Source organism: Terriglobus roseus (assembly GCF_900105625.1).
Classification (GTDB): Bacteria; Acidobacteriota; Terriglobia; order Terriglobales; family Acidobacteriaceae; genus Terriglobus; species Terriglobus roseus_B.
In genome coordinates, this window is sequence record NZ_FNSD01000001.1 from 3,194,890 (window position 1) to 3,219,025 (window position 24,136).

At 62.1% G+C, this 24,136-nt stretch carries 23 protein-coding genes; 7 read left to right on the forward strand and 16 right to left on the reverse strand.

Translation table 11 applies throughout. The annotated features are described in order from the left end of the window. Positions 1-65 precede the first annotated feature (65 nt). The 4 genes from BLW03_RS13145 (at position 66) to BLW03_RS13160 (ending at position 3,172) form a co-directional block, all read left to right on the forward strand. Positions 66-908: an alpha/beta fold hydrolase gene (locus BLW03_RS13145; RefSeq protein WP_074654491.1), complete on the forward strand. Its 843-nt coding sequence runs from the start codon at positions 66-68 to the stop codon at positions 906-908. Between the two features lie 119 nt (positions 909-1,027). Then, positions 1,028-1,822, forward strand: coding sequence for an SDR family NAD(P)-dependent oxidoreductase (locus BLW03_RS13150; RefSeq protein ID WP_074654492.1), 795 nt, complete (start codon positions 1,028-1,030; stop codon positions 1,820-1,822). Positions 1,823-1,987: 165 nt separating this feature from the next. Further along, positions 1,988-2,665 carry a YdeI/OmpD-associated family protein gene (locus tag BLW03_RS13155; RefSeq protein ID WP_244502077.1) on the forward strand — a complete coding sequence of 226 codons (678 nt, stop codon included), beginning with the start codon at positions 1,988-1,990 and terminating at the stop codon, positions 2,663-2,665. Between the two features lie 63 nt (positions 2,666-2,728). Next, positions 2,729-3,172, forward strand: coding sequence for a DMT family transporter (locus tag BLW03_RS13160; protein ID WP_074654493.1), 444 nt, complete (start codon positions 2,729-2,731; stop codon positions 3,170-3,172). A gap of 84 nt (positions 3,173-3,256) precedes the next feature. Here the strand turns inward: BLW03_RS13160 and BLW03_RS13165 are convergent, their stop codons facing one another. The 5 genes from BLW03_RS13165 to BLW03_RS13190 form a co-directional block, all read right to left on the reverse strand. Further along, a complete protein-coding gene (locus BLW03_RS13165; RefSeq protein ID WP_074656005.1) occupies positions 3,257-3,652 on the reverse strand; it encodes a hypothetical protein in 396 nt (131 codons plus the stop codon). Positions 3,653-3,789: 137 nt separating this feature from the next. Next, positions 3,790-5,874, reverse strand: coding sequence for a M13 family metallopeptidase (locus BLW03_RS13170; protein ID WP_074654494.1), 2,085 nt, complete (start codon positions 5,872-5,874; stop codon positions 3,790-3,792). 489 nt (positions 5,875-6,363) lie between these two features. Next, complete coding sequence (locus BLW03_RS13180) at positions 6,364-6,909, reverse strand: zinc ribbon domain-containing protein (protein WP_074654496.1); 546 nt, start codon at positions 6,907-6,909, stop codon at positions 6,364-6,366. Further along, complete coding sequence (locus tag BLW03_RS13185) at positions 6,909-7,292, reverse strand: hypothetical protein (protein ID WP_074654497.1); 384 nt, start codon at positions 7,290-7,292, stop codon at positions 6,909-6,911. The genes BLW03_RS13180 and BLW03_RS13185 overlap by 1 nt, the downstream gene beginning before the upstream one ends. Before the next feature lie 2 nt (positions 7,293-7,294). Continuing rightward, complete coding sequence (locus BLW03_RS13190) at positions 7,295-8,005, reverse strand: RNA polymerase sigma factor (RefSeq protein ID WP_083350524.1); 711 nt, start codon at positions 8,003-8,005, stop codon at positions 7,295-7,297. A 157-nt stretch (positions 8,006-8,162) separates the two neighbouring features. On the opposite strand from BLW03_RS13190, the gene rlmB reads away from it, so the two are divergent. Together rlmB and BLW03_RS13200 are read left to right on the forward strand one after the other, a co-directional pair. Beyond that, positions 8,163-8,954 (forward strand): 23S rRNA (guanosine(2251)-2'-O)-methyltransferase RlmB, encoded by a 792-nt coding sequence (rlmB, locus tag BLW03_RS13195; protein WP_074654498.1) that lies wholly within the window; start codon positions 8,163-8,165, stop codon positions 8,952-8,954. A 146-nt stretch (positions 8,955-9,100) separates the two neighbouring features. After that, a complete protein-coding gene (locus BLW03_RS13200; protein WP_139285198.1) occupies positions 9,101-11,425 on the forward strand; it encodes a gluzincin family metallopeptidase in 2,325 nt (774 codons plus the stop codon). A 21-nt stretch (positions 11,426-11,446) separates the two neighbouring features. On the opposite strand, the gene BLW03_RS13205 is transcribed toward BLW03_RS13200, so the two are convergent. From BLW03_RS13205 to BLW03_RS13230, 6 genes are all read right to left on the reverse strand, one after another. Continuing rightward, on the reverse strand, positions 11,447-13,219 hold the full coding sequence (locus BLW03_RS13205; RefSeq protein ID WP_074654500.1) for an AsmA family protein: 1,773 nt from the start codon (positions 13,217-13,219) through the stop codon (positions 11,447-11,449). A gap of 5 nt (positions 13,220-13,224) precedes the next feature. Further along, a complete protein-coding gene (gene lepB / locus BLW03_RS13210; RefSeq protein WP_074654501.1) occupies positions 13,225-14,025 on the reverse strand; it encodes a signal peptidase I in 801 nt (266 codons plus the stop codon). A 130-nt stretch (positions 14,026-14,155) separates the two neighbouring features. Next, positions 14,156-15,271 carry a tetratricopeptide repeat protein gene (locus BLW03_RS13215; protein WP_074656007.1) on the reverse strand — a complete coding sequence of 372 codons (1,116 nt, stop codon included), beginning with the start codon at positions 15,269-15,271 and terminating at the stop codon, positions 14,156-14,158. Positions 15,272-15,380: 109 nt separating this feature from the next. Then, the gene (gene queC, locus BLW03_RS13220; protein ID WP_074654502.1) at positions 15,381-16,079 is read right to left on the reverse strand and encodes a 7-cyano-7-deazaguanine synthase QueC; all 699 of its coding nucleotides are present in this window, start codon (positions 16,077-16,079) and stop codon (positions 15,381-15,383) included. 59 nt (positions 16,080-16,138) lie between these two features. After that, complete coding sequence (locus tag BLW03_RS13225; RefSeq protein WP_074654503.1) at positions 16,139-16,432, reverse strand: hypothetical protein; 294 nt, start codon at positions 16,430-16,432, stop codon at positions 16,139-16,141. 114 nt (positions 16,433-16,546) lie between these two features. Next, positions 16,547-18,052: a carboxylesterase/lipase family protein gene (locus tag BLW03_RS13230; protein ID WP_170835034.1), complete on the reverse strand. Its 1,506-nt coding sequence runs from the start codon at positions 18,050-18,052 to the stop codon at positions 16,547-16,549. 139 nt (positions 18,053-18,191) lie between these two features. Here BLW03_RS13230 and BLW03_RS13235 point away from each other — a divergent pair, with 139 nt between their 5' ends. Beyond that, the gene (locus tag BLW03_RS13235) at positions 18,192-18,911 is read left to right on the forward strand and encodes a Rossmann-fold NAD(P)-binding domain-containing protein (RefSeq protein ID WP_244502079.1); all 720 of its coding nucleotides are present in this window, start codon (positions 18,192-18,194) and stop codon (positions 18,909-18,911) included. Here BLW03_RS13235 and asnS read toward each other — a convergent pair whose 3' ends face one another. The 5 genes from asnS to BLW03_RS13260 all read right to left on the reverse strand — a co-directional run bounded on the left by asnS (position 18,912) and on the right by BLW03_RS13260 (position 24,002). After that, entirely contained in the window at positions 18,912-20,261 is a 1,350-nt protein-coding gene (gene asnS, locus BLW03_RS13240) for an asparagine--tRNA ligase (protein ID WP_074654505.1), read from the reverse strand. It lies immediately after the preceding gene. 465 nt (positions 20,262-20,726) lie between these two features. Continuing rightward, positions 20,727-21,551 carry a sugar phosphate isomerase/epimerase family protein gene (locus BLW03_RS13245; RefSeq protein ID WP_244502206.1) on the reverse strand — a complete coding sequence of 275 codons (825 nt, stop codon included), beginning with the start codon at positions 21,549-21,551 and terminating at the stop codon, positions 20,727-20,729. Positions 21,552-21,655: 104 nt separating this feature from the next. Then, on the reverse strand, positions 21,656-22,474 hold the full coding sequence (locus BLW03_RS13250; RefSeq protein ID WP_074654507.1) for an SGNH/GDSL hydrolase family protein: 819 nt from the start codon (positions 22,472-22,474) through the stop codon (positions 21,656-21,658). 66 nt (positions 22,475-22,540) lie between these two features. Beyond that, a complete protein-coding gene (xth, locus tag BLW03_RS13255) occupies positions 22,541-23,320 on the reverse strand; it encodes an exodeoxyribonuclease III (protein ID WP_348270856.1) in 780 nt (259 codons plus the stop codon). 241 nt (positions 23,321-23,561) lie between these two features. Beyond that, on the reverse strand, positions 23,562-24,002 hold the full coding sequence (locus BLW03_RS13260) for an REP-associated tyrosine transposase (RefSeq protein WP_074654509.1): 441 nt from the start codon (positions 24,000-24,002) through the stop codon (positions 23,562-23,564). Between the last annotated feature and the right edge of the window lie 134 nt (positions 24,003-24,136).

Genomic DNA, 24,136 nt, shown 5'->3' on the forward strand with positions numbered 1-24,136 from the left:
TGGCGCACTCCAGCGCTGCCGCGGATCGTTTCCGTTCGCATCCAACTGTGCCGAGGAGACAGAAGATGCCTTATCTGCAGACGAAGGACAAGACCGCGATCTACTACTACGACTGGGGCACCGGTGCCCCGGTCGTGCTGATTCATGGATGGCCCCTCAGCTCCGCCAGTTGGGAGGCGCAGGCGCGCGTGCTGGCGGATAACGGCTATCGTGTCATCGCGTATGACCGCCGCGGGTTTGGCCGCAGCGACTGGGCCGGATCCGGTTATGACTACAACACGCTCGCCTCGGATTTGAATGACCTGATGCAGGCGCTCGATCTGAAGGGCGCTACGTTGGTCGGCTTCTCCATGGGCGGTGGCGAGGTGGCGCGCTACCTCGCAACGTACGGCAGTGCACGCGTCAGCAAGGCGGTCCTCATCAGCGCAGTGACGCCCTACCTGCTGAAGACCGATGACAATCCGGATGGTCTGCCAAAGGAAATTTTCGACGGGATCGTCGAGAAGCTGGAGCAGGACAGGCCCGACTTTCTGAAGGCCTTCGGCAAGATGTTCTATGGCGTCGGACTTGTAAGTCATCCGGTGTCGGAGTCATTCCTGGAGTTCTCGCAGGGCATGGCGCTGACGGGTTCGCCGCTCGCAACCGTGAAGCTCGTGCGCACGTGGAGCGAGACTGACTTTCGCGACGACCTGACAAAGATCACGGTGCCAACGCTTGTCATCCACGGCACAAGCGACAAGACCGTTCCGATCGAGAACAGTGCCCGCCGCGCCATCAAGCTGCTCGCCAACGGCGAACTGCTGGAATACGACGGCCAGCCGCATGGCCTGACCGCCACCGTGCCGCAGAAGCTCAATGATGATCTGCTTGCGTTCCTCGCGCGGCCCGCAGCAACGGCTGCGCTCTAAGTTAACGATCCAACATGTTGTCGCGAGATGCCGCGGGCCGGTGAGGGGTGGATTCCCTTAGCCCGCGGCATCGGACTTAGTGGAATGATTCGCGGACGGAGCGTCCGCAGGAGAGCACTATGGCAAATCCATTGGCATTCGTTACCGGCGCATCGGCTGGTATTGGTTACAACCTCGCAAAGGTGCTGGCCGAACGCGGCTACGACCTGATCATCACAGCGGAGAGTCAACGACTGGACGAGGCAGAGGCCGACTTTCGCGCGCTGGGTGCCAACGTCTTCGCCGTGAAGGCGGACGCACGCAAGCGGGAGGAGGTGGACCGCGTCTGGAATTACGTGAAAGAGACCGGCCGTCCGCTGGATATCGCCTGCATCAATGCTGGCATCGGCGAAGGTGGTCTGTTTGCCACGGAATCATCCCTGGATCAGGAGTTGGATATCGTGCAGCTCAACTGCGCTTCGACCGTTCATTTTGCGAAGCATGTCACCCGGCAGATGGCCGCACGCAAAGCAGGTCGGATCCTTTTCACGGCATCGGTCGCCAGCGAAATGGTGGCGCCACGCGAGGCGGTCTACGCTGCCTCCAAGGCATTCGTCCTGTCGCTTGCGAAGTCCCTGCGTTATGAACTCAAGGATGAAGGCGTGACCGTCACGGCATTGCAGCCCGGCCCGACTGACACCGACTTCTTCAACCGCGCGCATCTGGGGAACACCAAGGTTGGCACAGAAGGGAAGAAGCAGTCGGAGCCCTACGATGTCGCAGTGGATGGCATCGAGGCGCTGCTCGCTGGCGAGGAGCATGTCTATGCGCACGCTACCGCCCTGAAGATCGAGGGCGCGCTGATGGGCATTGTTCCGGATGCGGTTCAGGGCGCGATGCATGACAAGCAGGCAAAGCCGAACGAACGAGAGTAAGCCATTCAACACCTTGTCATCCTGAGCGGAACGCAGCAAAGCGGAGTGCAGTCGAAGGACCTGCATTCCGCTCGCGCGGTTACAAATGCGCATGGCGATCCTTCGATGTTCTCCCGCAGAAATTGAATGCGGCATCGAGCGGTAGACGGCTATACTGCGGCCACCATGCCTGCCTCTACCTCCGCAAAGCCCACGGCAAAACCCGCAGAGAAATCCAGCATCGGCAGCACGAATCCAGCCGTCGATGCCGTGATCGCCAAAGCGCCAGCCTTCGCGCAACCCATCCTCCGGCAATTACGCGCACTGGTGCATGAGGCCGCGCCGGACGCCGTCGAAGAGATCAAGTGGAGCCGCCCGTTCTTCTCGGTCAACAGTGTGCTCGTCTGCCAGATGTCGGCGTTCACAAAGCACTGCGGCTTCGGCTTCTGGTCGCCGGAGATGACGGCGCTCCTGACTGCAGATGGGGTGAGGGGCCAGGATGCGTCGGGGTCCTTCGGCCGGATCAGCTCGATGGACGACCTGCCACCGCGTGAAAAGTTACTCGGATACATCCGGCACGCGGCTGACCTGGCGCGCTCTGGTACAGCGGGAAGCCCTGTTGCCGGCCGGGCCCGCACGTCGGCGAAAGCACCGATCCCCATCCCGCCGGAGTTCGCGGCGCTCCTTGCGAAATCAAAGTCTGCAACGGCTACCTTTGAGGCGTTTCCGCCGAGCTGCAAACGGGAATACCTGGAGTGGATCACCACGGCCAAACGGCAGGAGACGCGCGAGCGCCGCATGACCGAGGCCGTCAACCGGATGGCGGCCGGACGTCGCTTCAACGAGGAATATCAGTCGAAGTAGCTCCAGCGAAATAAGGCAGGTCGGACGCACTGCAAGCTCGCGCCGGAGCGCGTCCAACGTTGCATGCAGTGGTTTGCCATCGTTTTCGCGCTGGTCGCCGGCGCCGCCAATCCCTTTCAGTCCGGCTCGAACGCGGCCTTGAAGACACAGCTCGGACAGCCCCTCTGGGCGACGGTGTGGGTCTATGGCACGGGCCTGCTCGGCGTGCTCCTGATGCAGGCGATTCTGCGTCAGCCACTGCCTTCCGGTGCGCAGGTATCCACGGTGTCGTGGTGGGCCTGGACGGGCGGCCTGATCTCCATCATCGCCACCGTCATCGGTCTGATGCTGGCACAGAAGCTAGGATCGGGCGTCTTCACCGGTGTCAGCATTACCGCATCGGTCGTCGTGAGTATTCTGCTGGATCACTTCGGCATGCTTGGTTTGAAGCAGCATACCGCGTCGCCGATGCGGCTTGTGGGTGGGGCCTTGATGGTGTGTGGCGTCTGGCTGGTCGCGCGGTTCTAGCGACCTCAAAGAAGACGGCCTGCCCCAAAAGGACAGGCCGTCGTTTCATTCTGAGACGATTCAACGTTCGGAGGTTCGGCGACCTTATCGAGGTCCGCCGGGGCCGCCCATGCGGGAATGATCCCAGAAAGCGCGGTAGCCGCGTTCGAATGCCATGCGATACGCGCGACGCTCCGGTCCACGGTAGTTGCGGTATTCATCCCGGTTGTTTACGTTCGGCCGGCGGCGATTTTCAAGGTCGCGTCGTGCTCCCTCCAGGCCGTCATGGAACGCATTGCGCTGCAGGTCACGCGTGAACTCAGAGGGCGGTGCGTCCCATCCGCCCGGTCCACCCGGTCCGCGACCATAGCCTGGGCCCTGGCCATATCCCGGGCCCTGGCCGTATCCCGGAGGCGGTGGTCCCTGTGCAAGGGTGACTGCCGGCAAAACAAAAAGACCGGCGCTAAGAACAACAGTGGCGAATCGTGCGGTGATCTTCATGGAGCTCCCCCTCTTCCGAAAACACTGCGCGATGGCAGCAACGGAAAGAACACCTTCTTTGAGGGAAGGTCGCGGTGCGCTGTTGCCTTTCTGGTGTTCGATTTTGGGTTGCCTGAGGAAGCCGTATCGCTCTGTGATCACCAGACCTTGCAGACGTTTGCCTTCACCATGGGCGCCGTCTTCGGGCAGCTAAATGCGGTGGCGAACTGCGGCAGGTTCGTCACGATGCCGTTGATGCGTGCCTCGCCTGGCGAATGTGGATCGGTGGCCGCATGGACGCGCAGTTGTTCCGGCCGCTGGTTCTCACAGGCCCACTGCGCAAAGCCGAGGAAGAAACGTTGGTCGGGAGTGAAGCCGTCCACCGGCGCCAGCCGCTCAGCCTTGGTCGCGTCGCGCCACGCAAGATAGGCGAGCAGAGTTCCGCCCAAGTCCGCAACATCCTCGCCGCTCGTCAGCTTGCTGTTGATGTGAATGTCATCCACGACCGTGTAGGTCGCGAACTGGTCGCGCACACAGTTGATGCGGTCTTCGAAGCCCTTGGCATCGTCCTTGGTCCACCAGTCGCGCAGGTTGCCGTTCGAGTCAAACTGTCGGCCCTGGTCGTCGAAGCCATGCGTTAGTTCGTGCCCGATGGTCGATCCCGTGTTGCCATAGTTCACGGCATCGTCTTCCTTCGGGTCGTAGAGCGGCGGTTGCAGGACGCCTGCGGGAAAGTTGATGTCATTCATCTGCGGATCGAAGTACGCGTTCACCGTCGGTGGCGTCATGCCCCATTCGTTACGGTCCACGGGCTTACCGATCTTCGCGAATTGCCGCTTGCTTTCGAACTCCACCGCCCGATGCCAATCGCCAAAGTAGTCGTCGCGATCCACCTTGAGCGCGCTGTAGTCGCGCCAGTGATCGGGATATCCCACCTTGTTGCGGATGGTCGACAGCTTCCGCAGCGCTTCCGCCTTGGTGGCCGGACTCATCCAGTCCAGTTGCTCGATCTCGAGCTTCATGGCGTCTTCGATCTCTTTGGTCATCAGGACAGTCTTCGCCTTGGTATCTGCGGAGAAGGTGCGGCGAACAAACTCCTGCCCGAGCGCTTCGCCAAGATAGGCGTCCACCTGGCGCGTGCAGCGGCGCCACTTGGGAGCCAGTGTCGGTGTGCCGCGCAGCGTATGGCTGAAGAACTCAAACTGCGCATCCTGCCAGGGCTTGCTCATCGCGGGCGCGGCTTCCGTCAGCGCGTGGAAGCGCTCGTAGGCCTGCAGGGCGGGCAGCGGTGTCGTGGTCAACACGGTCTGAACGGCGGCATTCAGAGCGGGCTGCTGAATGTTCATGGTCGTGAACGCGGGCGCGCCAGAGTGGCGGAAGAACTCGGTCCAATCCATCGCAGGAATCTGCTTCTGCAGGTCCGCGAGTGTCAGCTTGTGGAAGGTCTTGTACGGATCGCGAAGGTCCACGCGCGACAGCGCTGCCGTCGCCAGGGCTGTCTCAAGTTTCAGAACAGCATCCGCATCGGCCTTCGCCGAGGCTGCGGGCTCACCTGCCATGACGAACAGTTGCGCGATATATGCGACGTACTTCTGGCGGATCTCGATGCTCTTCGCGTCGGTCTTCAGGTAGTAGTCGCGATCCGGCAGCCCCAGCCCTCCCGCAGACTGTTCGGCGATGACCTTGTCGGAGTCGTCAGGATCCTGCGTCGATCCTGCATTGAAGAAGAAGGATCCATCGACATCGGCAGCGAAGGCGGGCAGATCGCGCAGCAATGCCTCGCGAGACCTGTAGGCAGCGATCCGCGCCAGCACAGGACGGATGGGCGCGTCCCCGCGACGGTCGATGGCGGCTTCATCGATGCACGCGGCAAAATAGTCGCCGATCTTTTGCTGCGTCGCATCGCGATCCTTCATGGCAGCGGCGTCGCGCAGAATGCCCCACAGAAACTGCTGGTTGTCGTAGGCCAGCTTGCCGTAGACGCTCCAGGACGACTGGTCCGCCGGGATCGGATTGTTCTTGATCCAACCACCGCAGCTGAACTTATAAAAGTCCGTGCAAGGGTCGACACTGCGGTCGAGGTTGTTCACATTCAGCACGGGCGAGTAGGGAAGCTTCTCCAGCGGCACCTGGATGGTCGCGGCAACAGCCGTGGGCGAGCCTGCCGCAGGGGTCTGCGCCCCGATCGACAGGGCGGAAGAGACTAAGGCGACGGCCGATAGAGCCTGCAGTAGAGAACGCATGTTGGACAACCCCCGGGAAAGCTTTTCCGTTGGATCTGTTGTATCAACTACGCAGGATGCAGGGGGCAGTGCAAGCGGAATGTTTCCTGTCAGGGCGATGCTGGCGGCGCGAAACTGCTGCCGGCGGGGTGCGATGTGCCCCAGACCGGTACATTGACGATCACGCAGCCTGCGGAGATCTTGCAGGACATCCAGGACCGCGTGGACGCTGGCGGATTCCGGTCGGCAGCGAACTGGTCGAGAGCCGCCTTGTCGATGGCGAATCCATCACACAACGTGCAGACCGAATGCTCGCCAAGAATCAGGACGGCGTGCGATACGCCAGGCGATGCGCCGCTTCGAGGTTCGGTCAGGAAAGAACTCCGTCCCTATCTTCGAATTATCAGTTCGCGGCCGGGTAGCACTGCTCTTTAGCGTTGGAGAGGACGCTGTGACGATTCTGGATATTCGTTATGCCGGCTGGGATCACGCGCTATCGCGTCAGGAACGCTAGTCGCTATGCGAACGTAGCCGAGCGGGCATCTCATCCCGCGTCAGATCGTGGCCGCACTGGACGCAGTACACGTCCGTGATGTGGACGCCGCGGAAGCACTGGCCGCACACTGGCTTCATCTGGAACTGGCACTGTGGGCAGAAGTGAAAACCGCTGGCGACCTCCGTCCGGCAGGACGGGCAGCGGGTCATCATCGGTTGCCGCAGCATGAAGTAGACGATTGCCCCGATGCCGCCGGGCATCACCAGGACAATCAGCATCCAGATGCCGGCGCTCATGTTGCGACGTTTCACATCACGACTGATGTAACCGATCAGCAGCACGTAGCTCGCCAGCGCAGCTCCCCAGCTATAGCTGCCCACCACATGCATCACGGGGTTCCCGCGATGTGGCATGGAGTTCTGACGGCCCCAGAAGCTGAGAACCTGGATGCCCGCAAAGACGACGAGCGACAGGATCACCGACCACAGCGGGATCATCTTCAGCTCGTTGCCCTCGTCCTCAACATCCGGACGCGATGGCGGATCGATTCCCCAGGCCATTAGCGCGGTACCTCGTCGTTGCGGTCGTGGCTGCGGCTGCGACGCAGCATGACGATGGCCGCTGTAATCACGGAAAGTGGCAGGAACCACACGAGCACGATGCTGATGGAGCTGCCGGCGTCGCCGCCGAACTCAAGAACGCGCTTGCCCAGTCCGCCTTCAAACTCTGCCAGACTCTCATCGCCCAGCGACCACACAGCGCTCGCGATCAGCAGCAGGATGGTGGAGCAGATCGCAAAGGGGACGATCAGATCCTGAACGGTACGCTTACGTGCCTGCATGGCGGCCGCACGTGCTCGCACGACGCGGCGGGTGCGATTCACAATCGCAGCACGTGCATCGAACACCGGTCGAGCCCCGTGCTGGTCGTCTGTAATCGCCATGCTCAACAAAACCCTCCGCTCACGACTTGCCGCCGCACCTGGTTACGCTCGCCGCGCAGTTTCTCAAGCTGCGGCTTCAGCGCAGCCAGACCACGGTAGAGACGGGATTTCACGGTCGACAGGGGCGCCCGTGTGACGGCTGCAATCTCCTCCAGCGCCATCTCCTCGTGGAAGCGTAGCACCAGCACCTCTCGATAGCTGGCGTGCAATTCCAGAAGTACGGCAGAAACTTCCGCGGCATCCTCGCGGGAGCAGAACTGCTCAAAAGGCGAAGGGCCATCGATGGCAATCTCAAAAGGACGCTCGTCCTTTGTGGGGTCCTGCAGTTCATCCAGGGAAGCCATCGTACGCTTACGTGACAGGTCAATCACCAAATTGCGGGCGATCGTAAACAGCCATGTATCGAACCGGGCCTTGCCGTTGTACTGGCCGCCACGCATCAGCACACGCATCCATGTCTCCTGGAACAGGTCTTCCGCAACCTCGCGTTTGCCGGTCAGGAAGGTCAGGTAGCGCATCAGGCGATGTTGATAGGTATCGATCAGGCGATCCAGCAGCTCCGGGTCCTGCTGCTTCAACCCGCGTGCAATGTCGGCGTTCTCGGCCTCATTGGCCTCGATCATTGCCGCCGTCATGGGCAGGGTCTGCACGCCCTTGTTGACGCGATATTTTGTGGGAAAGACGCGGACAGCGAAAGATTTTTCTTCCAGCATGGGTTTCGCCTCGGGGAATCAACTGCGCAGGGGGACGCTGGCGCGATTATAGGATTGGCTTCCGACCGCTGTGGGTAACGATTTGTAACAAGTAGACTTGAAGAGTGGCGAACGATTTCAGCGCATTGCGCTCGCGCCTTTCGGAGCGGTCTAGCTGATGGAAATAATCTTCGGTGTTCATCCCGTAACTGAGGCCGTCCGCATGCGGCCGGCAGACCTGGACCACGTTACGGTGCTGTCCGGCGCGCCGAACCCCCGTGTGGCGGCGCTGGCGGACCTGTGCCGCGCCTCGAAGATTCGCGTGAGCTCAGCCAGCCGCGAAGAGCTGCAGCGGATGAGCCGCAGCGAAAATCATGGTGGGGCCGTCGCCTTTCTGCGGGAGCGCAAGGCACTGACCATTGAGGACCTGCTAAAGCCCGTCGCAACCAAGCGCTTTCTGCTGGCGCTGGACGGTGTCGAAGACCCGCATAACCTGGGCGCTCTGCTGCGTACAGCGGATGGTGCCGGTGTTGATGGCGTCCTGATCCCCGAGCGCCGCGCCGCGTCCATTACCGGGACAGTCGCCAAAGCGAGCGCGGGCGCAACGGAACACGTTCGTGTGGCGAAGGTAACCAACCTGGTCCGGTCGCTGGAAGACCTGAAAAAACAGAACATCTGGATCATCGGCCTCGACGAGCGCGGGACGATGGATTACGACCAGTTCGACTTCAACGCCGACATTGCGCTGGTGCTGGGCCGCGAGGGCGCCGGTCTGCACGACCTGACCAAGCGCACCTGCGATTTCCTGCTGCGCGTCCCCATGGCGGGCGCCGTGCCTTCGTTGAACGTTTCCGTCGCGGGAGCCGTCGTCATGTACGAGGCGGCACGCCAGCGCCGGCACGCCGCTACCCCGGCCGCTGCCGAAGCTGACCCCAAGCCGTCCAAACCAAGGAAGGGCCTGGGCTCCTGAGCCGAGGTCCGCTGGTGCAAATGTCCCCAAGTAAGCCAAATCACGCGGTAGCGGGTCTCGCATGTCTTGCCCCTGAGACGCTGGATCCGATGACGGACTCTCCCACATTTCCAACGTGCGCCCGTAAGTCCCCACATCCGTTCAGGATGTGGAGCGCCCGCGTCTTCGGTGCGTTGGCGCTGGCGACAGTGACTTGCAGTGCCCAGCAGCAGACCCCTCCTGCCGATCCCCAGCCGCCGCTCCCCAAGGGCAAAGTTCTATTTGAGCGGCACGAGCCACCGGCGCCGCCGGACGAGGATCCTGCGCAAACGGCTCCAGCAGCCGATCCTGCGACCCAACCCAAGCCCAAATCTGGTGTGTCCACCAGCAGCCGCCATCCGCGCTCGCTGAAGCGCCGAACAGACACGCCGGAGGAACCGGCAGTCGAGTCGCCTCCGGTCATCGTGACAGAAGCTCCGGCAGAGGCAGTTTCCAGCAGCACGGACGCCCCCGAAGCCATCGTCCTCACGGCTGCGGATCTTGCCGCGTCGGCCAACGTGACGGTGGCCGAGCGGGCTGCACCGCAGATCGCCCGCACCTATCTTGACCTCCATCTGAACTCGCACACAGGCGAGATCGAGACGCGCGCACAGCTCCTGGTCCGCAATACCGGTTCCTCGCCCATGACACGCCTGCCGCTGCGCGTCTCCGGCGCCCTGCAGTGGGAGAGCGCCCGAGCGGCGAATGCGCCGCTGAAGCTTGAGCAGCACCACATCGCGGATGACCTGGACCACACCGGCGTCGGCACGGAACTGCTGCTGACGCTGCCGGAGCCGCTGGGCCCGGGCGCGATGGTTGCGCTGGACCTCTATTACGGTGGGACGATCACCGCCAGCACAGGCCGCCTGACCGCCATGGGCGCACCAGCCGGTCGTGCAGCATCAACTGACTGGGATACCGTCACGGATACCTTTACCGGTCTCCGCGGCCTGGGAGATGTGCTTTGGTATCCGGTCACGACAGCACCAGCGCTCCTTCGAAATGGTGATGCGGTGCCTCAGTCCGTCGCTGCCGCTCGCATCGCAGACGCGGCCAGTCCCTTCCGCCTGGATCTCACGGTGGAATACACCGGAACCCGCCCGGACGCAGCGTTCTTCACCGGAGAGCGAGCTGTCCTGCGGCCCCTCGGCGGCAGCCAGGCTGCGGCAGGGAACACCGCGGACGGTGCCGGCGTCGTCACGGCCAGCTGGTCCCGCGCGGCAATGGGGCCGCACACGCCATCCCTCTTCATCGCGCAGGCTGCGCCGCACCTGGCTGCGAACGGTCTGCTGCGCGTAGTCACCGACCGGGCGGATACCGTTGCTGCATTAGGTGAGGCCGCCACCCGCCTGCGACCCATGATGTCAGAATGGCTCGGCGCCGCGCCTCTGTCCGCGATCGATGTCATCGATCTGCCAATCCGAAGTGCCGCTGGCTATTCCGATGGCACGCTGCTAGTGGCTCCACTCGGAACCGCGCCCGCTGCCGCTCTGGCGCCTACGCTGGTCCAGCCGGTGGCTGCCGCGTGGCTGCCGCCCGATGTTGCGGCCGCATGGCTTCGCGAGGGCATTCCCACGTTCCTGCAGGCGGTCTGGTCGGAGCGGTCGCAGGGCAGGGCCGTCGCCCTCAACGGTCTTGCCTCCAACGCCACCGCGCTCCAGGCGCAGGCTGCTCCATTACCGTCGCCGACCTCTTCTTCGTCGCAGGACGCCTTCACGACACAGACACTTCCGCCCCTGGCGACATGCGCCGATCCTGCCTGCGCCCGCGCCCGTGCGGCGTATGTCTTTGAGATGCTGCGCGGCATGCTGGGTGACAGTGGCCTGCAGCAGGCTATCTCCGGCTGGCGCCAGCGCCTGGCACCCTCGGACGCGACAGGTCAGATTCGGTCAACGGATGGCGCATCTGGCGGCGCTGCGCTAGCAGAGACAACTGCGATGGAGCAGATGCTGCAGCAGGTTGCCGGCAAGCGCGATCTCGGCTGGTTCTTCCGGAGCTGGATCGACGCGGGGCATAGCCTGCCTGACCTGTCGATCGTGACCGTCGCGCCGCGTCGCGTGGAGCGGAATGCCCCCGTGGACTACCTGCCTGCAAAGAAGCCCGTCGGTGGCCCGATCGGCCCGGAACCCGTGCCGCAGGTCGGTGACCCCACGTACGAGGCGGAGCGCAAGCCCATCGCGCCCGGCGATCGCATCGCCCCGGCCGTTGGTTCCTGGCTCGTAGCAGTAGAGGTTCAGAATGCCGGTGAGACAGAGGCTGAGGTCCCCGTTACTGTTCGCGCCGGCGACCTGACCAACACGCTGCCTCTGCGTGTTCCGGCTCATGGCCGCGCCACGATCCGCGTGCCGTTTGAGGCGGATCCGCAGGAGGTCGTCGTGAATGACGGCTCTGTGCCGGAAGCGCGCGCGACGACACATCGCCGTTCCATCACAAACCTTCCGCCTGCCCGATAGCGACAGCCGGGAGCTCGGTTTTTAACGGCGTCGGCGCGAACGTGGTTCGGGCTTGGCGGGTGTTGCTGCGGTCCATGTCTGCGGACCGCCCCACGGGCGCTGGACCTCAAGTGCAGTCCCGGTGTCGGGCGTGGGCATGCCGTCGCCCAGTGGCGGCAGCAGTGCGGCAGCCTGTTCTGCGGTGGCCCGTGTGCTGTAGATGAGGGTGTAGCCGTTCCGGCTCAGCTGGCCTGACACAGCTGCATCGCCATAGGACTTTGCCACGACAGGCTCTGTGCCCACATCCGTGGGAGATGGCCTGTAGGCATTCACGGCGATCGCGCCGGCAGGTGTGTCCCCGTGTGCGCCCAGCGCGCCATAGGTCAGCACCAGGTTCCAGCGGTTGGCCTTCTGATTCGTAACGCTTGTTGGGGCCGTCTCGCTGCCTGCTGTCGTGTCGCTCTTTGCGGCAGGTGGCGGCGGCAGCGTGCAGGCGCAGACCAGCGTGCCGCCCCAGCGATCGCTCGACGAACCGTTGTCTTCCTTCCACGCTGTAAGGTCCAACGTTCCGCCAAGCCCAGCGTCACGCGGAATCCGCTTGGAGAAGAGGCGAAGCCACGCCAGCGCGTAATTCGCCTTGGCGTTTTTTAGAGAAGCCTGCAAATTCACCGTCTGCCAATGCATCACGTCCGGCACGTCACCACGCAGCAGCAGTACGCCGGGCTTTGCCGAAGCATCCGGCAGGTCATGTCCGCTGGGCACCGTCCGGCGCAGAAACTCCATGGCGCTGAAGATCGAGGTTTCTTCATCGGTCGGCACCGCGCACTTGATCTCATGCAGGCTGCCCAGCAGACCATTCGTGTTCGCTTCGCAGTGGGCGTTGATCTCCGCGGTATGTTCGGGAACAAAGTCGGCACGGCGCAGCGATAGCAGGTGAAGATCGCCTGTCAGCTTTGCCAGCGCCAGCGTTCCCTTCAGCGAAGCCTCAGCAGATGCTTCGCCGCGCCAGCCCATGTCGTGACCAAAAGTCAGCTTGCCCGCCTCGCCCAGCGGTGTGGGCTTCCAGCTTGCCTGTAGTTCAATGGGCGCTGCCTGCAGGCTGGTGCCTTTGCCCAGCGTGGCCTCAACCTTCAGCAGGCCGACGTCGCTCACATCGGTGTCTGTCCGGACGGGCTTGCCGCTGAAGCGGAGGTGCCATTCGTCCGGTTCCGGCAGCCATAGGGAGAACTGGGCTTCCTTCACGCTGAACGGCATCTTGGTATCGCCGTTCTTGATGTTGAAGCGGGCGTCAGTCGCCTCGATGTAGGGGAAGCGTGGAGCGTCACCGGCCGCGGTCTGCGCCGTGGGTGCCGAGGTGATCTGCGACGCCTGCGTCACAATGCCCTGCAGATTCCAGCGGCCCGTATCGGTGCGGCGCACCAGATTAATGCTGGGCGCCTCCATCGAGATCCGCGAGACCTCGATCCGGCGTCGCCACAGCGAACTGATGCGCAGCCGCGCTTCCACCGTGTCGGAGACCATCACGGGCTCTGAGCCGAACTCCGGCAGTTCGCTGACGACCAGGTACTTGATCGTGAGTCCGGGCAGCGGCAGCAGGTGCATCTGGATGCTGGAAAAGTGCACCGGTCGGCCAAGCTCGCCGGAGATAGCGGCGGCCACACGCCGCTGATAGCGGCTGATCGAGATATAGGGCGGCAGAATCACCAGCAGGAGCAGCACCACCACGGCGGCGCCTGCGTAGGTAGCGCGGCGTTTCCGTATCGGCGTCCACAGCGGGTCGTCCTCGTCGTGCACTTGGGGCGTACTGCTCTGCATGCGCCCTACTGTATCCGGTGGAAGGTCCGCTTCCAACGTGTATCGCTGAAGAAGTGCGTCGCCTCATGGCCGATCCACGCAAGCGTACTGCCTGCACCGGTCTTCAATTCCTGGTCAGACGGAGTGAGGAAGGACCAGTAGACGAACATCGGTCGGCCGATCAGGTTCTGCATGGGCACGAAGCCCCAGAAGCGGCTGTCAAGACTCTGCAGGCGGTTGTCGCCCATCGCGAAGACTGAATTCGGAGGAACGATCAGCTCGCCATTCTGCACATGATTCCGAATCTCAAGCGACCAGCCGGCAGCGTTGTTGTTGGCGGCCGCTGCGGCGATGCCTTCCAGATCGCGCGGGAAGTCGTCGCGTGCTGTCTCGTATTCGTGTCCTTCGGATCCATCGGGCATCGAGATCTGAGGCTCATTGACGCGCTCGCCGTTGCGATACAGGACGCCGTGCTCCAGGTGAATGCGGTCGCCGGGCAGGCCGATGGCGCGCTTAACCAGGATCATGTCCGGGATTTCAGTGTTCGGCTTCACGAAGACGATCACATCGCCGCGCTGTACCGGGCGCTGATGTTCCAGCGGCATCCAGGCGGTTCGCGGTGCCAGCGTGATGCGATCCACGACCACATGGTCGCCGATCAGCAGCGTGTTCTCCATGGAACCGGAGGGGATGGCGAAGTTCTGAAAGAGAAACGTCATCACAAACAGGCCGATGACAAGTACGTAGGCCAGTCCCGCGAGGGACTCCGGCAGGGTCTCGTGCCGCTCTTCCGCTGCGGTCGCTGGGACCAGTGTGTTCTCTTCCATGACGGGATTTAGTCTATCGCGGCAAAGGCCTCAACGCCGAAACAGGCATACATACGGGCACCGTTACGGGTGCGCGAAACAGAATGGCCCCGGATTACTCCGGGGCCATTCTGCTTCCTGATGCTGTTGACTACTTCTTCTTGTTCTTGGCGTTCGCCTTGAAGTCCGATACCTGCTTCTGGTCGAAGGCGCTGACAATGCCCTGGACATCCGCAGCGTGCGAGCCGGTGGGAGCAAGCTCCAGGTACTTCAGATAGGCCTCGAGGCAGCCTTCCGGAGCCGTCATCTTCTGCGTCTTCGAGTCGATCGAAGCCTTGTCGATCAGGCTCTGGCCCTTGATGTAGTAGGCGTCGGCCTTGGTCGGATCGGCAGCGATGGCCTTGTCGGCGGCCTGCGCGCTCTGGTCATGGGCACCGGCGTTGTACATCACGGCAGCCTCGTTGTAGTAGTAGGTCGCAGCCTTTGCAGGCTCAGCCTGGGCAGCCTTGTCATACGCTGCAAGTGCTTCCTGCGACTTCTTGTTGGCAACCAGGGCCTGGCCCATGTTGTTGTACGCGCTGCCGGATACAGCCGGGTTCGGCTTCTTGCTGGCTGCGTTCAGATCAGCGGCCTTCTGGAAGGAGACGACGGAATCGTCATACTTCTTTGCGCCAAGCTGCGCGTTGCCCAGTTCAAGCCACAGGATGGCTTCGTTCGGGCCCTGCTGCGTTGCCTGCTGCATCTCCGTGATGGCGTCGTCGAATTTGCCGGCCTTCTCATTCTCGCGAGCCTGGGTCAGCAGCGCGTTCATGTTGCCGACGGCCTTATTTGCGGCCATGGTGGCTGCATTCTGCTTCTTGAACTCTTCGATCTGCTTCTTCATCTCCGGCGTCATGGCCTTCACGAACTCTTCGCGGGTCATGTCGTCGTTCTGCGCCAGGTCAACACCACTCTTGATCTCGACGTTGTCGATGTAATCGACCGAATCGCCCTTGACGATGTAGAAGAGGATGTACTTGCCCGGAGCAATGTCCGTTCCCTTGAAGTCGCCATTCGCGTCGACCGGGAAGGAGTACTGATACTTGCGGGCCTTCGCATCCGAGTTGCGGTCGGTCGTCAGCTTGATATCGCCGGTTGCCTGGGGCATGCCGGCAGCGTTCTGCACGTGACCATGGATGCTGCCCGGTGCGGGTGCCTGCGCAAGAACAAGAGCGGCCGGCGACAGCAGTGCCAGCAGTGCGGTAGAGGAAAGGAAGCGGCGGTTCATGTCGTACTCCTTGGCTGGGCGGCGCAGCGGCCGTCCCATGGGTTCAAACGCAATCTTGTGGGCCTTGTTGCGCCCCGGTTCAGGGCCGGTCGCGCCCTGTTTCGGCACGTCAGCTTTGGGCGTAGGGTATGGGATCCGTTGTGCCGGCCTCCCGAAATGCCCGCAACCGAAGCACGCAGCTTTCGCACACGCCGCAGGCGAAATCCTCGCCTGAGTAGCAGGACCAACTTACATGTAACGGCGCACCAAGTTCAACACCCAGCGCCACGATCTCACGCTTTCTCATGTGGATGAGCGGTGTTTCCACCCGGATATCGCCCACCGCGGTGCCCTGCCGGATCAGCGCGTTGAAGGCATCGTAGTACGCCGGACGACAGTCCGGATAGCCGGAGCTGTCCTGTTCGACTGCGCCAATCAGGATCACTTTTGCCCCGATCACCTCAGCCCAACTGACCGCGGCAGAAAGGAAGTGCGCATTGCGAAACGGGACATAGGTCACCGGAATGGCATCGCCGATGGCCGACTCTTCAGCCGGAGCGTCAGGAACTGCAATGGACGCATCCGTCAGCGCCGAGCCGCCAATCTGACGGAACAGGTCCATTCGCAGCGGCAGGAACTGCTTGAAACCCAATGCCTCCGCAACGCCGCGGGCTGAGAGCAGCTCACGCGCCTCCGTCCGTTGGCCGTACGAAAAGTGCAGGGCATAGGCATCATAATCGCGGGCGGCCAGCGCTGCACAGACGGTGGAATCCATCCCGCCAGAGAGGCAGACGACGGCCTTCTCGCGTGGCTTTATTTGGGAACTCATAGCTTGATTCTAGGCGCTCTCGGCGGACACCGGCCTGGGTGCCCGCCATCGCGAAGCCGTTACAGATCGTCACCGTTGTCCGCCAGCGACGCGCCCACGCGGGAGCTGCCGCTATCCACGCCATCTGCATCCGTCACAGTCGGTACGGTGTTCAAAAGCTCGCGAGCTGTCTCTACGTCCGACACCTTCACCTGCAGGCGTGCGCCGCTCATCGGCAGAAGGATGTTCGCTTCTTCGCCGCTCAGGAAGGAGTCCACGCCCGCGCCGTCCAGCACGCTCTGCGCCAGGGCCGCCTCACCCACCTCCGAGTAGCTTGCTACTGTCACAAAATCGTCTTCATCGCGCTCTGCCATGCTGATTGCCTCCACGTTCTAGATTCCGTATGACGCGCCCACAGCCAGAGCGGGTGCCCCGGATCCTGGGCATATGCCCCCTGGTATGCCGCAGCACGTTCTCCGAGACAGCTTCTAGGGTCTGCTTAAAACGGACTTCCAGAACGTAGCACGCAGGCTGTCGAGCTTTGACTCCACCTTGAACGTGTCGCCCAGCACGTTGAACGGACCGCCACCATTGCGTGCAGGGATCCACGGCGGTCCGGGCGTGCCGGTCTCCGCGAAGTGGACCCAGGCCATGACAGCTTCTCGGCTGACCGCACGATCCGTCGCATCGTAGTCACGGTCCTTCACGCGGTCCAGCGTCCCGAAAAAGTACGGGATCTCTGCAGTGTGATGGGCACCGAACTCCGGATGCGCCTTCCACGGCGGCACCCGGCTGAAGTCGTACAGAAAGACCTCCGAAGTGCGTCGGCGTACGTATGCGTCAGCGTAAAGGGCTGCCACGGCGTAGTTGCGATCTCTGCCCGCAGCGACCTGCGACTTCGCTGCCTGCGCGTCGTCGTTGCCGGGATACAGCTTCAGGAATCTTGCCGCGTCCGCGCCCAGCTTCTTCTCAGCGTCCGCGCGATAAGCCTCAGCGGTCTTGCCGTTAGGCACAGTCGTGCCGCCCTCATCGCCATTCCAGCCTGCGATGACAGGCACATCGCTGCCCACGGGACTGCGAAGGTCATCGCCCGGCTCCTCGGTCAGCCACCATCCATCCACCACGGGCCTGCGCGGCGGAGTGTCCTTTGCATTCATCAGGTCCTCCGCTGACATCGCCCGTAGGGCCGCCAGGCTGCCGCCGTGTGCGTGCGTGAACCTGTCGCCTGCAGCCTCAGCCTCGGGCAGAGGTGTGATCGATGTCGCCGGCCACACCGGCGGTCCGCTGTTCATGATCGCGCGGGCGAAGAGGCCCTTTGCACGCGGGGATGCGATCAGCTGCGCGACACTCTGCGCACCGGCAGACTGACCCGCGATGGTGACACGAGACGGATCGCCGCCAAAGGCTGCGATGTTTCGTTGCACCCAGCCGAGCGCCGCGATCTGGTCAGCCAGGCCGTAGTTCCCGGCGCTGTCATGGCCTGATTCAGCTGCTAACGCAGTCGTGGCCAGGTAGCCGAAGACGCCCAGGCGGTAGTTCGCGTCCACGACGATCACGCCGTGCTCGGCCAATGTTGTGCCGTCATAACCGGCGACACTGTTGGAACCTTCATTGAAGCCGCCGCCGTGGAAGAAGACGAGTACGGCATGCCGACCGCCCTTTGCAGGCGCCCAAATATTGACGGACAGGCAGTCCTCGCTGGCGTTGTTCTGCACCATGAAGGCTTCCGTCCAGGGCAGTCGACTGCGGGACAGCACCTGCATGCACGCGGAACCAGGCTTGTCTGCCGGCAACAGCGTCGCGCTCCGAACAACGGGCCGCGGCGCCTTCCAGCGCAGGTCGCCAACAGGTGGCGCGGCAAACGGCACTCCAAGGAACGCGCGCACATTGCCGCTGCGAACACCGGCAAGATCGCCGCTCTCTGTCTTCACCGCGGTCTGCGCCACACAAACCGACACGGACAAACCCACTAGGAACGCTGCAAACAAACGCACGTGGCACCTCTGACACCGACGAGAGGCGATCATAACGCGGTCCTTATAAATCCCGCACCACTGTTCCCAATTCCGGAAAGATTGTCCGCGCTACGACAGCATAAGCACCGAGGTCCAGCGTCCGGCTGGAAAAGGAATCTTGCCAACCCGCAAGCGCATCGGATTGCGCATGCGAGTTGTCATCTTCGGCGCCAGTGGCATGGTTGGCCAGGGTATTCTCCGCGAGTGTCTGCTGGACCCCGGAGTGGTTGAAGTGCTCACGGTCAGCCGCAGTGCGCTCGATGCATCGGTCGACACGGCCGTCGACCGTAAGAGTCCAAAGCTGCGCGAACTGGTTCGGCCCGATGTCTTTTCAGACCTCGACTTCACGCCCATCGCCCGCGAACTGACCGGCTTCGACGCGTGCTTCTTCCCGCTGGGCGTCTCGTCGTTCCGCATGAAAGAAGCCGCCTACAAGCGCGTTACGCGCGACCTGACGCTGGCCGCGGCGCGTGTCCTGGCGAAGCAGAACCCCGCCATGGTCTTCCTCTACGTCTCAGGCGAAGGGACCGACGTCCGCAGTAAGACGATGTGGGCGCGTGTGAAGGGGGCAACGGAAAATGCGCTGCTGTCCATGCCATTTCGCGCGGCATACATGTTCCGACCGGGACTGATCCTGGCGAAGAACGGCATCCGGTCAAAGGTGGCCATCTACAACCTGCTGTATCGCGCGCTCTTGCCTCTGGTAGCGCTGCTTGGCCGCTTCCCCAAGCTGGCAACCGACACGCAAACGGTCGGCCGCGCCATGCTGCGTGCTGCACGCGAAACGCCTGCGGAACGCATCTGGAACACGGCCGGGATCAATCGCCTGGGCCGGTAACTACGGGTAGATCCGGTTCAGCGTCCGCGCGAACGGAATTGTTTCGCGTACGTGATCCAGCCCGCAGATCCACGCGACGCAGCGCTCAATGCCCATACCGAAGCCACTGTGCGGCACGCTGCCATACTTGCGCAGATCCAGGTACCACTCAAATGCTTCCAGCGGCAGACCATGCGACAGGATGCGCTCCTTCAGCAGGTCATAGTCGTCCACGCGCTGCGATCCGCCGATGATTTCTCCATAGCCTTCGGGCGCCAGAACGTCCACGCAGAGCGCCTTCCGGGGATCCTTCGGATCGGGCTGCATATAGAAAGCCTTCACCTCCGCCGGGTAGCGATGCACCATCACCGGCCGGTCGAACTGGTTCGAGATGTAGGTCTCATCGGGCGCGCCGAAGTCATCGCCATAGACATGCGGCTTCTCGATCAGGCCTTCGGCGAACGCCTTCTCCAGCATGGCGTGCGCATCGTCATAACTCACACGCGGGAAGGGTGCGCTGATCTTCTCAAGCCTTGCAGCCTTATCGTCTGCGCCCGTGATTGTCTTCAGGTCGATGCGGTGCTTCTCCAGCACGCGTGTGACGATGTGCGACAGGAAGTTCTCCGCCAGCACCATCAGGTCATCCAGGTCGGCGTAAGCGACCTCCGGCTCGATCATCCAGAACTCAGTCAGGTGGCGGCGTGTCTTGCTCTTCTCTGCGCGGAAGGTGGGGCCGAAGCTGTACACCTTACCCAAAGCCAGTGCCGTGGCTTCGATATAGAGCTGGCCGCTTTGCGTCAGGTAGGCATTGCCTTCGTCGAAGTACTTCATCTCGAAGAGTTCGCTTGTGCCTTCGCAGGCTGCAGGTGTCAGGATGGGTGGATCGGTGCGCGTGAAGTCCTGGTCGTCGAAGAACTCTGCCGCCGCCCGCATGATGGTCGCGCGGACGCGCAGAATGGCCGACTGGCGCGGCGTGCGCATCCACAGGTGACGATGCTCCATCAGGAAGTCCGGACCGTGCTCCTTCAGCGTGATGGGGAAGGGCTGGTCAGCACGCACGGCCTGCTGCACCTTCACGTCTTCGACGTCGAGCTCAAAGCCCGAGGGAGCGCGCGAATCGGCACGCACCTTGCCCGTGACGGTCAGGCTCGACTCAAGCTGCAGATCCTTCAGCGTCTCGAAGACTTCGGGCGATACGGCAGCCTTCGGCACAATGCCCTGGATGGTCCCGGTGCCATCGCGAAAGATAGGGAACAGCAGCTTTCCGCTGGCGCGCAGGTTGTACAGCCAGCCGCGCACGGTGACTGTCTGGCCGACGTGGGTGCCGATGTTTGCAATGGACGTGATGGGGGCGCTGGATTCGGTGCTCATGACACTGTTCAGTGTATTCCCGCGCGTATTCCTGCACTGCCACCGGGGCCAGCGGGCATGGTGTTATCAGGTGTTTGCGCACTCGGCGACGCGCAGGCAGTTGCAAAACAGGCGCTGCCCCGTAGGTGTTAGCGGTGCAACGTACAGGCGTAGGCGCCGATACACGAACGATATTTTGCGACACGCCTTTGGGCAATGGTTGCAGTAAGGCAAACAGGCGATTCTAAGTCTGTCAGGAGAGGGCACTGAACCTCACCGGCAAAGCAACAGGAGACCAGGATGCATGACTTATTTGTAGCAATTGCTTTTCTTACCATGCTGCTTCTTCCGTGCGTTGTCGCCACCCTCAGCGGCACCAGCGAAGTTTAGATCTTGGGCGCGAGCATCTGCTCTGCGCAAAGAAAAAAGGGCAACATGCGCCAAGCATGTTGCCCATTATTTTTTTGTCCGCTGACCGCCCTGGAGCTACTTCTGGCCTACCGGCTGCTCCAGCATATGAAATGCCGTCGCAGCGTTCGCGCTCATGGACTTCGCGTCAATCTCAGGCTCGTAGCGAATTTCCAGTGTGCCCGTAGGAGGCTGCTTCAGCGCTGCAATGCCTGCCCGAACCTCGTCCCACTTCACGGTTCCTTCGCCCGGCCAGCAATGCTCATCCTTCTCGCCGCCGTTGTCGTGCAGATGCAACTGCTTGATACGGTCGCCGAGGATCTCATAAGCTGCCGCAACACCACCCATGCCATGCAGATTCATGTGACCCACATCAAGGCAAACGTTCACGGAATCCAGGTGGCCGATGCGCAGCATCTCCATCAGGTGTTCGGGCGTGGTCACGTCGTTGGGGAGGGTCTCAATCAGCGTCTTCACACCCAGCGGTGCGGCAAATGCCTTGATGTGTTCGACGGCAGTCATCGAAATGTCGAGCGTGCGCTCGTTCCAGGTGTCGTTCGCTGTTCCCAGGTGCAGAACCATGCTGTCAATGTCGATCTGCTCGGCTGCTTCCAGGGCGCGCTTGACCTCATCCATCGCATCGATGCGGCGGGTCTTCTCAACATCAATCAAGTTGATGGACGGTGGCACGTGCTTGCTCCAGTTGGAGCCCCGGCCATCGAAGATGGGCTGGTGCAGGGTGGCGCGACAGTCGTTGCTGCGAAACCACTTCGCCAGCTCCTTCACCTCGGTGCGGTCGGCGTAGTCGAAGTGGTGGCGCGCCGCAAATAACTCAATCGACTGGGCGCCGGCGCCGACCATCGCATCCAGCAGGCCTGCGTGAAGTCGTTGTTGCAAGAACACGTGGGTACTGATGGAACGCTTCATCATCACCCAAAACGATAGCAGGGACGGCGGGGCAGCGGAGCATCAGCGATGGTTCGCGCCCCGCACGCTCGAAACGGCGGCTAGTGAGCAGGCAGTGTGCGGTCGATGGCTGCCTGCGCCAGCGGCGCCATGATGGCGTACCCGGCTGCCGTGGGGTGCACGCCGTCGAGAGCGGTGCCGGGCTTCATGCCACCTGCCGGTGTCGCCAGTGCCGTGTAGTAGTCCAGGTAGGTGAAGCCGTTGGCCGCGCAGTATTGCTGAATCCACGCGTTCATGGTGCGAATTTTCTCTGCCGGTCCAAGACCGCGACGCCATGGGTAATCGTCTGCGGGCAGCACGCTGGCAAGGATGACCTTGATGCCGTGCGCCTTCGCCAGCTCCGCCATGGATCGCAGGTTATCCTGCGTGCTCTCGGCCGACGCGATACCGGTGTTGCCAGCAATGTCGTTGGTGCCTGCAAGGATCAGGACGGCTGCAGGCTTCAGTGCGATCACGTCCTGCTGAAAGCGGATCACCATCTGCGGCGTGGTCTGGCCCCCGATGCCGCGATTGATATACGGCTTGCCGGGGAAGAACGGGACGGTCTTATCGCGGTGAGACCAGCCGTCCGTGATGCTGTCGCCATAAAAGACAACGCGACCCGGCTCCGTAGCCGCCAGAGTTTTATTCTCTTCGCGATAGCGCGCAAGCTGCGCAAAGTCTGCCAGCTTCGTTTGCAGGCCCTTGATCTCGGCGGGTGTCAGCGTCGCCGGATCCTTTGTCAGAACGGGGTCGATCGGCTGCGGTGCGGACACAGCGGTTGCTGCTGGTGCTGGAGCGACAGTGGTCGTGCTTTGTGCGCTCAGGACGAGACAAGAAGTGAATGCAGCTGCCGAAGCGATGGCGAGAGAACGAATCATGAAGCCGATACCCCTGTGGTTCGCAAGTGTACGAACTCGAGCGCACACATGCAACGCCGCGTCGCGTTACGCCAGGGTTACCAGTAGCGGCGTATGGTCGCTCGGCTTCTCCTGGGCCCGCGGCGTCTTGTCGATCTCGCATGCGGTCAGGCGCGGAGCAAGCCCCGGCGACAGCAGAAAGTGGTCGATGCGGATGCCGCGATTGCGCTCAAACGCCTGCCGGAAGTAATCCCAAAAGGTAAACGCATCCCTGGTATCGGGGTAGAGCGCACGGAATGCATCGACAAAGCCCATCGCCTTCATTGCGCGATAACGGTCACGGGGCTCCGGCTGAAAGAGCGCGTCACGCAACCAGTTCGCTGGCTTGTCGCAATCGATGTCTTCCGGAATCACATTGAAGTCGCCGCCAATGATCGTCGGGATTGGATCGTTTTTCCAAACCATCATCTGCTGGATCAGCCGATCCATCCACGCCAGCTTGTAGAAGAATTTCTCCGTGCCCACAGGATTACCGTTCGGCAGGTAGATGTTCACGACGCGCAGCTTCGTAGGCATATCGAGGATGGTCTCGAGGTAGCGCGCATGGGTGTCTTCGTCATCCCCCGCGAGCTTGTTCGTGACCATCTCAATCGGCAACCGCGAAAGGATCGCGACACCGTTGTAACTCTTCTGCCCAATGGCGACCGACTCATAGCCAACGGCGCGAAATTCCTCCACGGGGAACTCGAGACCCTTCAACTCCTGCAGCAGCAGAACATCCGGCTGGCGCGTCTCAAGGAAAGCCAGCGCATGCGTCATCCGCGCGCGGATCGAATTCACATTCCAGGTTGCAATAACGATGGCCAGTTCTCCTTGCGTGCGCTATCAGGATAACGGCTTGCTCGGTGAGGCATCGTCCAAGGCCCAACAAACCATCTTTAGCGTCCGACGATCCTGACGCCTGACCGCCGCCGATCCGGGTGACGAATGCTTCGACGATGCATCCGCATAGCTTTAGCTGCTCGAACATAACCTTTATTGCGTAGATCTATCCGCTCGGAAGGGCACAGCTTAAGCTGTGCCACAACGACCCCACAAAAAGCCGGCTTTAGCCGCTGAGGTCAGCTTGCTTACGATGCGCCGACGACCACGGATAGTCCCCGAGATCTTCGACCAACCGTCGCGACACGGGATTCTGCTCGAGGTAAGTCTTCCGTGCAAGGTAATCGATACGGTCGCGCACGCGATGATCCGCGAAGCCACGTTGCCAAACCGGCGAATGCTTGCCACCCGCATGGTGATATCGCTTGGAGAAGCCGCCCTTGATGCACTGCATCGCTCGCTCCAGCGTAACCGTCGGAGTCAGGAAGACGTGAAGATGCTCCGGCATGATGACAAAGGCGTGCAGTTTGTAGATGGACCGGTAATGCTGCAGGACATCGAACATCAGCTGCGCGGCGGTGTCCCTCTGGAAGACCCGCTTCCGTTCCGCGCATACGGCGGTCACGAAAAATGTACCTTCCTGACTGGTCCTCGTGGGCGCGGACATCGCGAAAGCTCAACCTCAGCGGCTAAAGCCGGGATTCGAACAAGAGTATTGGCACAGCTAAAGCTGTGCCTTTCCGTGCAGCGAGCAGCGTGCCCAATGGAAGCGATGTTGACGCAGGAAGCTGTGCTCTTTCG

What these genes read in the sequence shown, in the direction of transcription:
- BLW03_RS13205 (WP_074654500.1), bottom strand. Translation starts at nt 13,219, where the DNA reads ATGCAGAGCAGTACGCCCCAAGTGCACGACGAGGACGACCCGCTGTGG.
- asnS (WP_074654505.1), bottom strand. Translation starts at nt 20,261, where the DNA reads ATGAGCACCGAATCCAGCGCCCCCATCACGTCCATTGCAAACATCGGC.
- lepB (WP_074654501.1), bottom strand. Translation starts at nt 14,025, where the DNA reads ATGGAAGAGAACACACTGGTCCCAGCGACCGCAGCGGAAGAGCGGCAC.
- BLW03_RS13225 (WP_074654503.1), bottom strand. Translation starts at nt 16,432, where the DNA reads ATGGCAGAGCGCGATGAAGACGATTTTGTGACAGTAGCAAGCTACTCG.
- BLW03_RS13165 (WP_074656005.1), bottom strand. Translation starts at nt 3,652, where the DNA reads ATGAAGATCACCGCACGATTCGCCACTGTTGTTCTTAGCGCCGGTCTT.
- BLW03_RS13155 (WP_244502077.1), top strand. Translation starts at nt 1,988, where the DNA reads ATGCCTGCCTCTACCTCCGCAAAGCCCACGGCAAAACCCGCAGAGAAA.
- BLW03_RS13180 (WP_074654496.1), bottom strand. Translation starts at nt 6,909, where the DNA reads ATGGCCTGGGGAATCGATCCGCCATCGCGTCCGGATGTTGAGGACGAG.
- BLW03_RS13260 (WP_074654509.1), bottom strand. Translation starts at nt 24,002, where the DNA reads ATGTCCGCGCCCACGAGGACCAGTCAGGAAGGTACATTTTTCGTGACC.
- BLW03_RS13250 (WP_074654507.1), bottom strand. Translation starts at nt 22,474, where the DNA reads ATGATTCGTTCTCTCGCCATCGCTTCGGCAGCTGCATTCACTTCTTGT.
- BLW03_RS13200 (WP_139285198.1), top strand. Translation starts at nt 9,101, where the DNA reads ATGTGGAGCGCCCGCGTCTTCGGTGCGTTGGCGCTGGCGACAGTGACT.
- BLW03_RS13215 (WP_074656007.1), bottom strand. Translation starts at nt 15,271, where the DNA reads ATGAACCGCCGCTTCCTTTCCTCTACCGCACTGCTGGCACTGCTGTCG.
- BLW03_RS13170 (WP_074654494.1), bottom strand. Translation starts at nt 5,874, where the DNA reads ATGCGTTCTCTACTGCAGGCTCTATCGGCCGTCGCCTTAGTCTCTTCC.
- BLW03_RS13185 (WP_074654497.1), bottom strand. Translation starts at nt 7,292, where the DNA reads ATGGCGATTACAGACGACCAGCACGGGGCTCGACCGGTGTTCGATGCA.
- BLW03_RS13190 (WP_083350524.1), bottom strand. Translation starts at nt 8,005, where the DNA reads ATGCTGGAAGAAAAATCTTTCGCTGTCCGCGTCTTTCCCACAAAATAT.
- rlmB (WP_074654498.1), top strand. Translation starts at nt 8,163, where the DNA reads ATGGAAATAATCTTCGGTGTTCATCCCGTAACTGAGGCCGTCCGCATG.
- queC (WP_074654502.1), bottom strand. Translation starts at nt 16,079, where the DNA reads ATGAGTTCCCAAATAAAGCCACGCGAGAAGGCCGTCGTCTGCCTCTCT.
- BLW03_RS13160 (WP_074654493.1), top strand. Translation starts at nt 2,729, where the DNA reads ATGCAGTGGTTTGCCATCGTTTTCGCGCTGGTCGCCGGCGCCGCCAAT.
- BLW03_RS13150 (WP_074654492.1), top strand. Translation starts at nt 1,028, where the DNA reads ATGGCAAATCCATTGGCATTCGTTACCGGCGCATCGGCTGGTATTGGT.
- BLW03_RS13145 (WP_074654491.1), top strand. Translation starts at nt 66, where the DNA reads ATGCCTTATCTGCAGACGAAGGACAAGACCGCGATCTACTACTACGAC.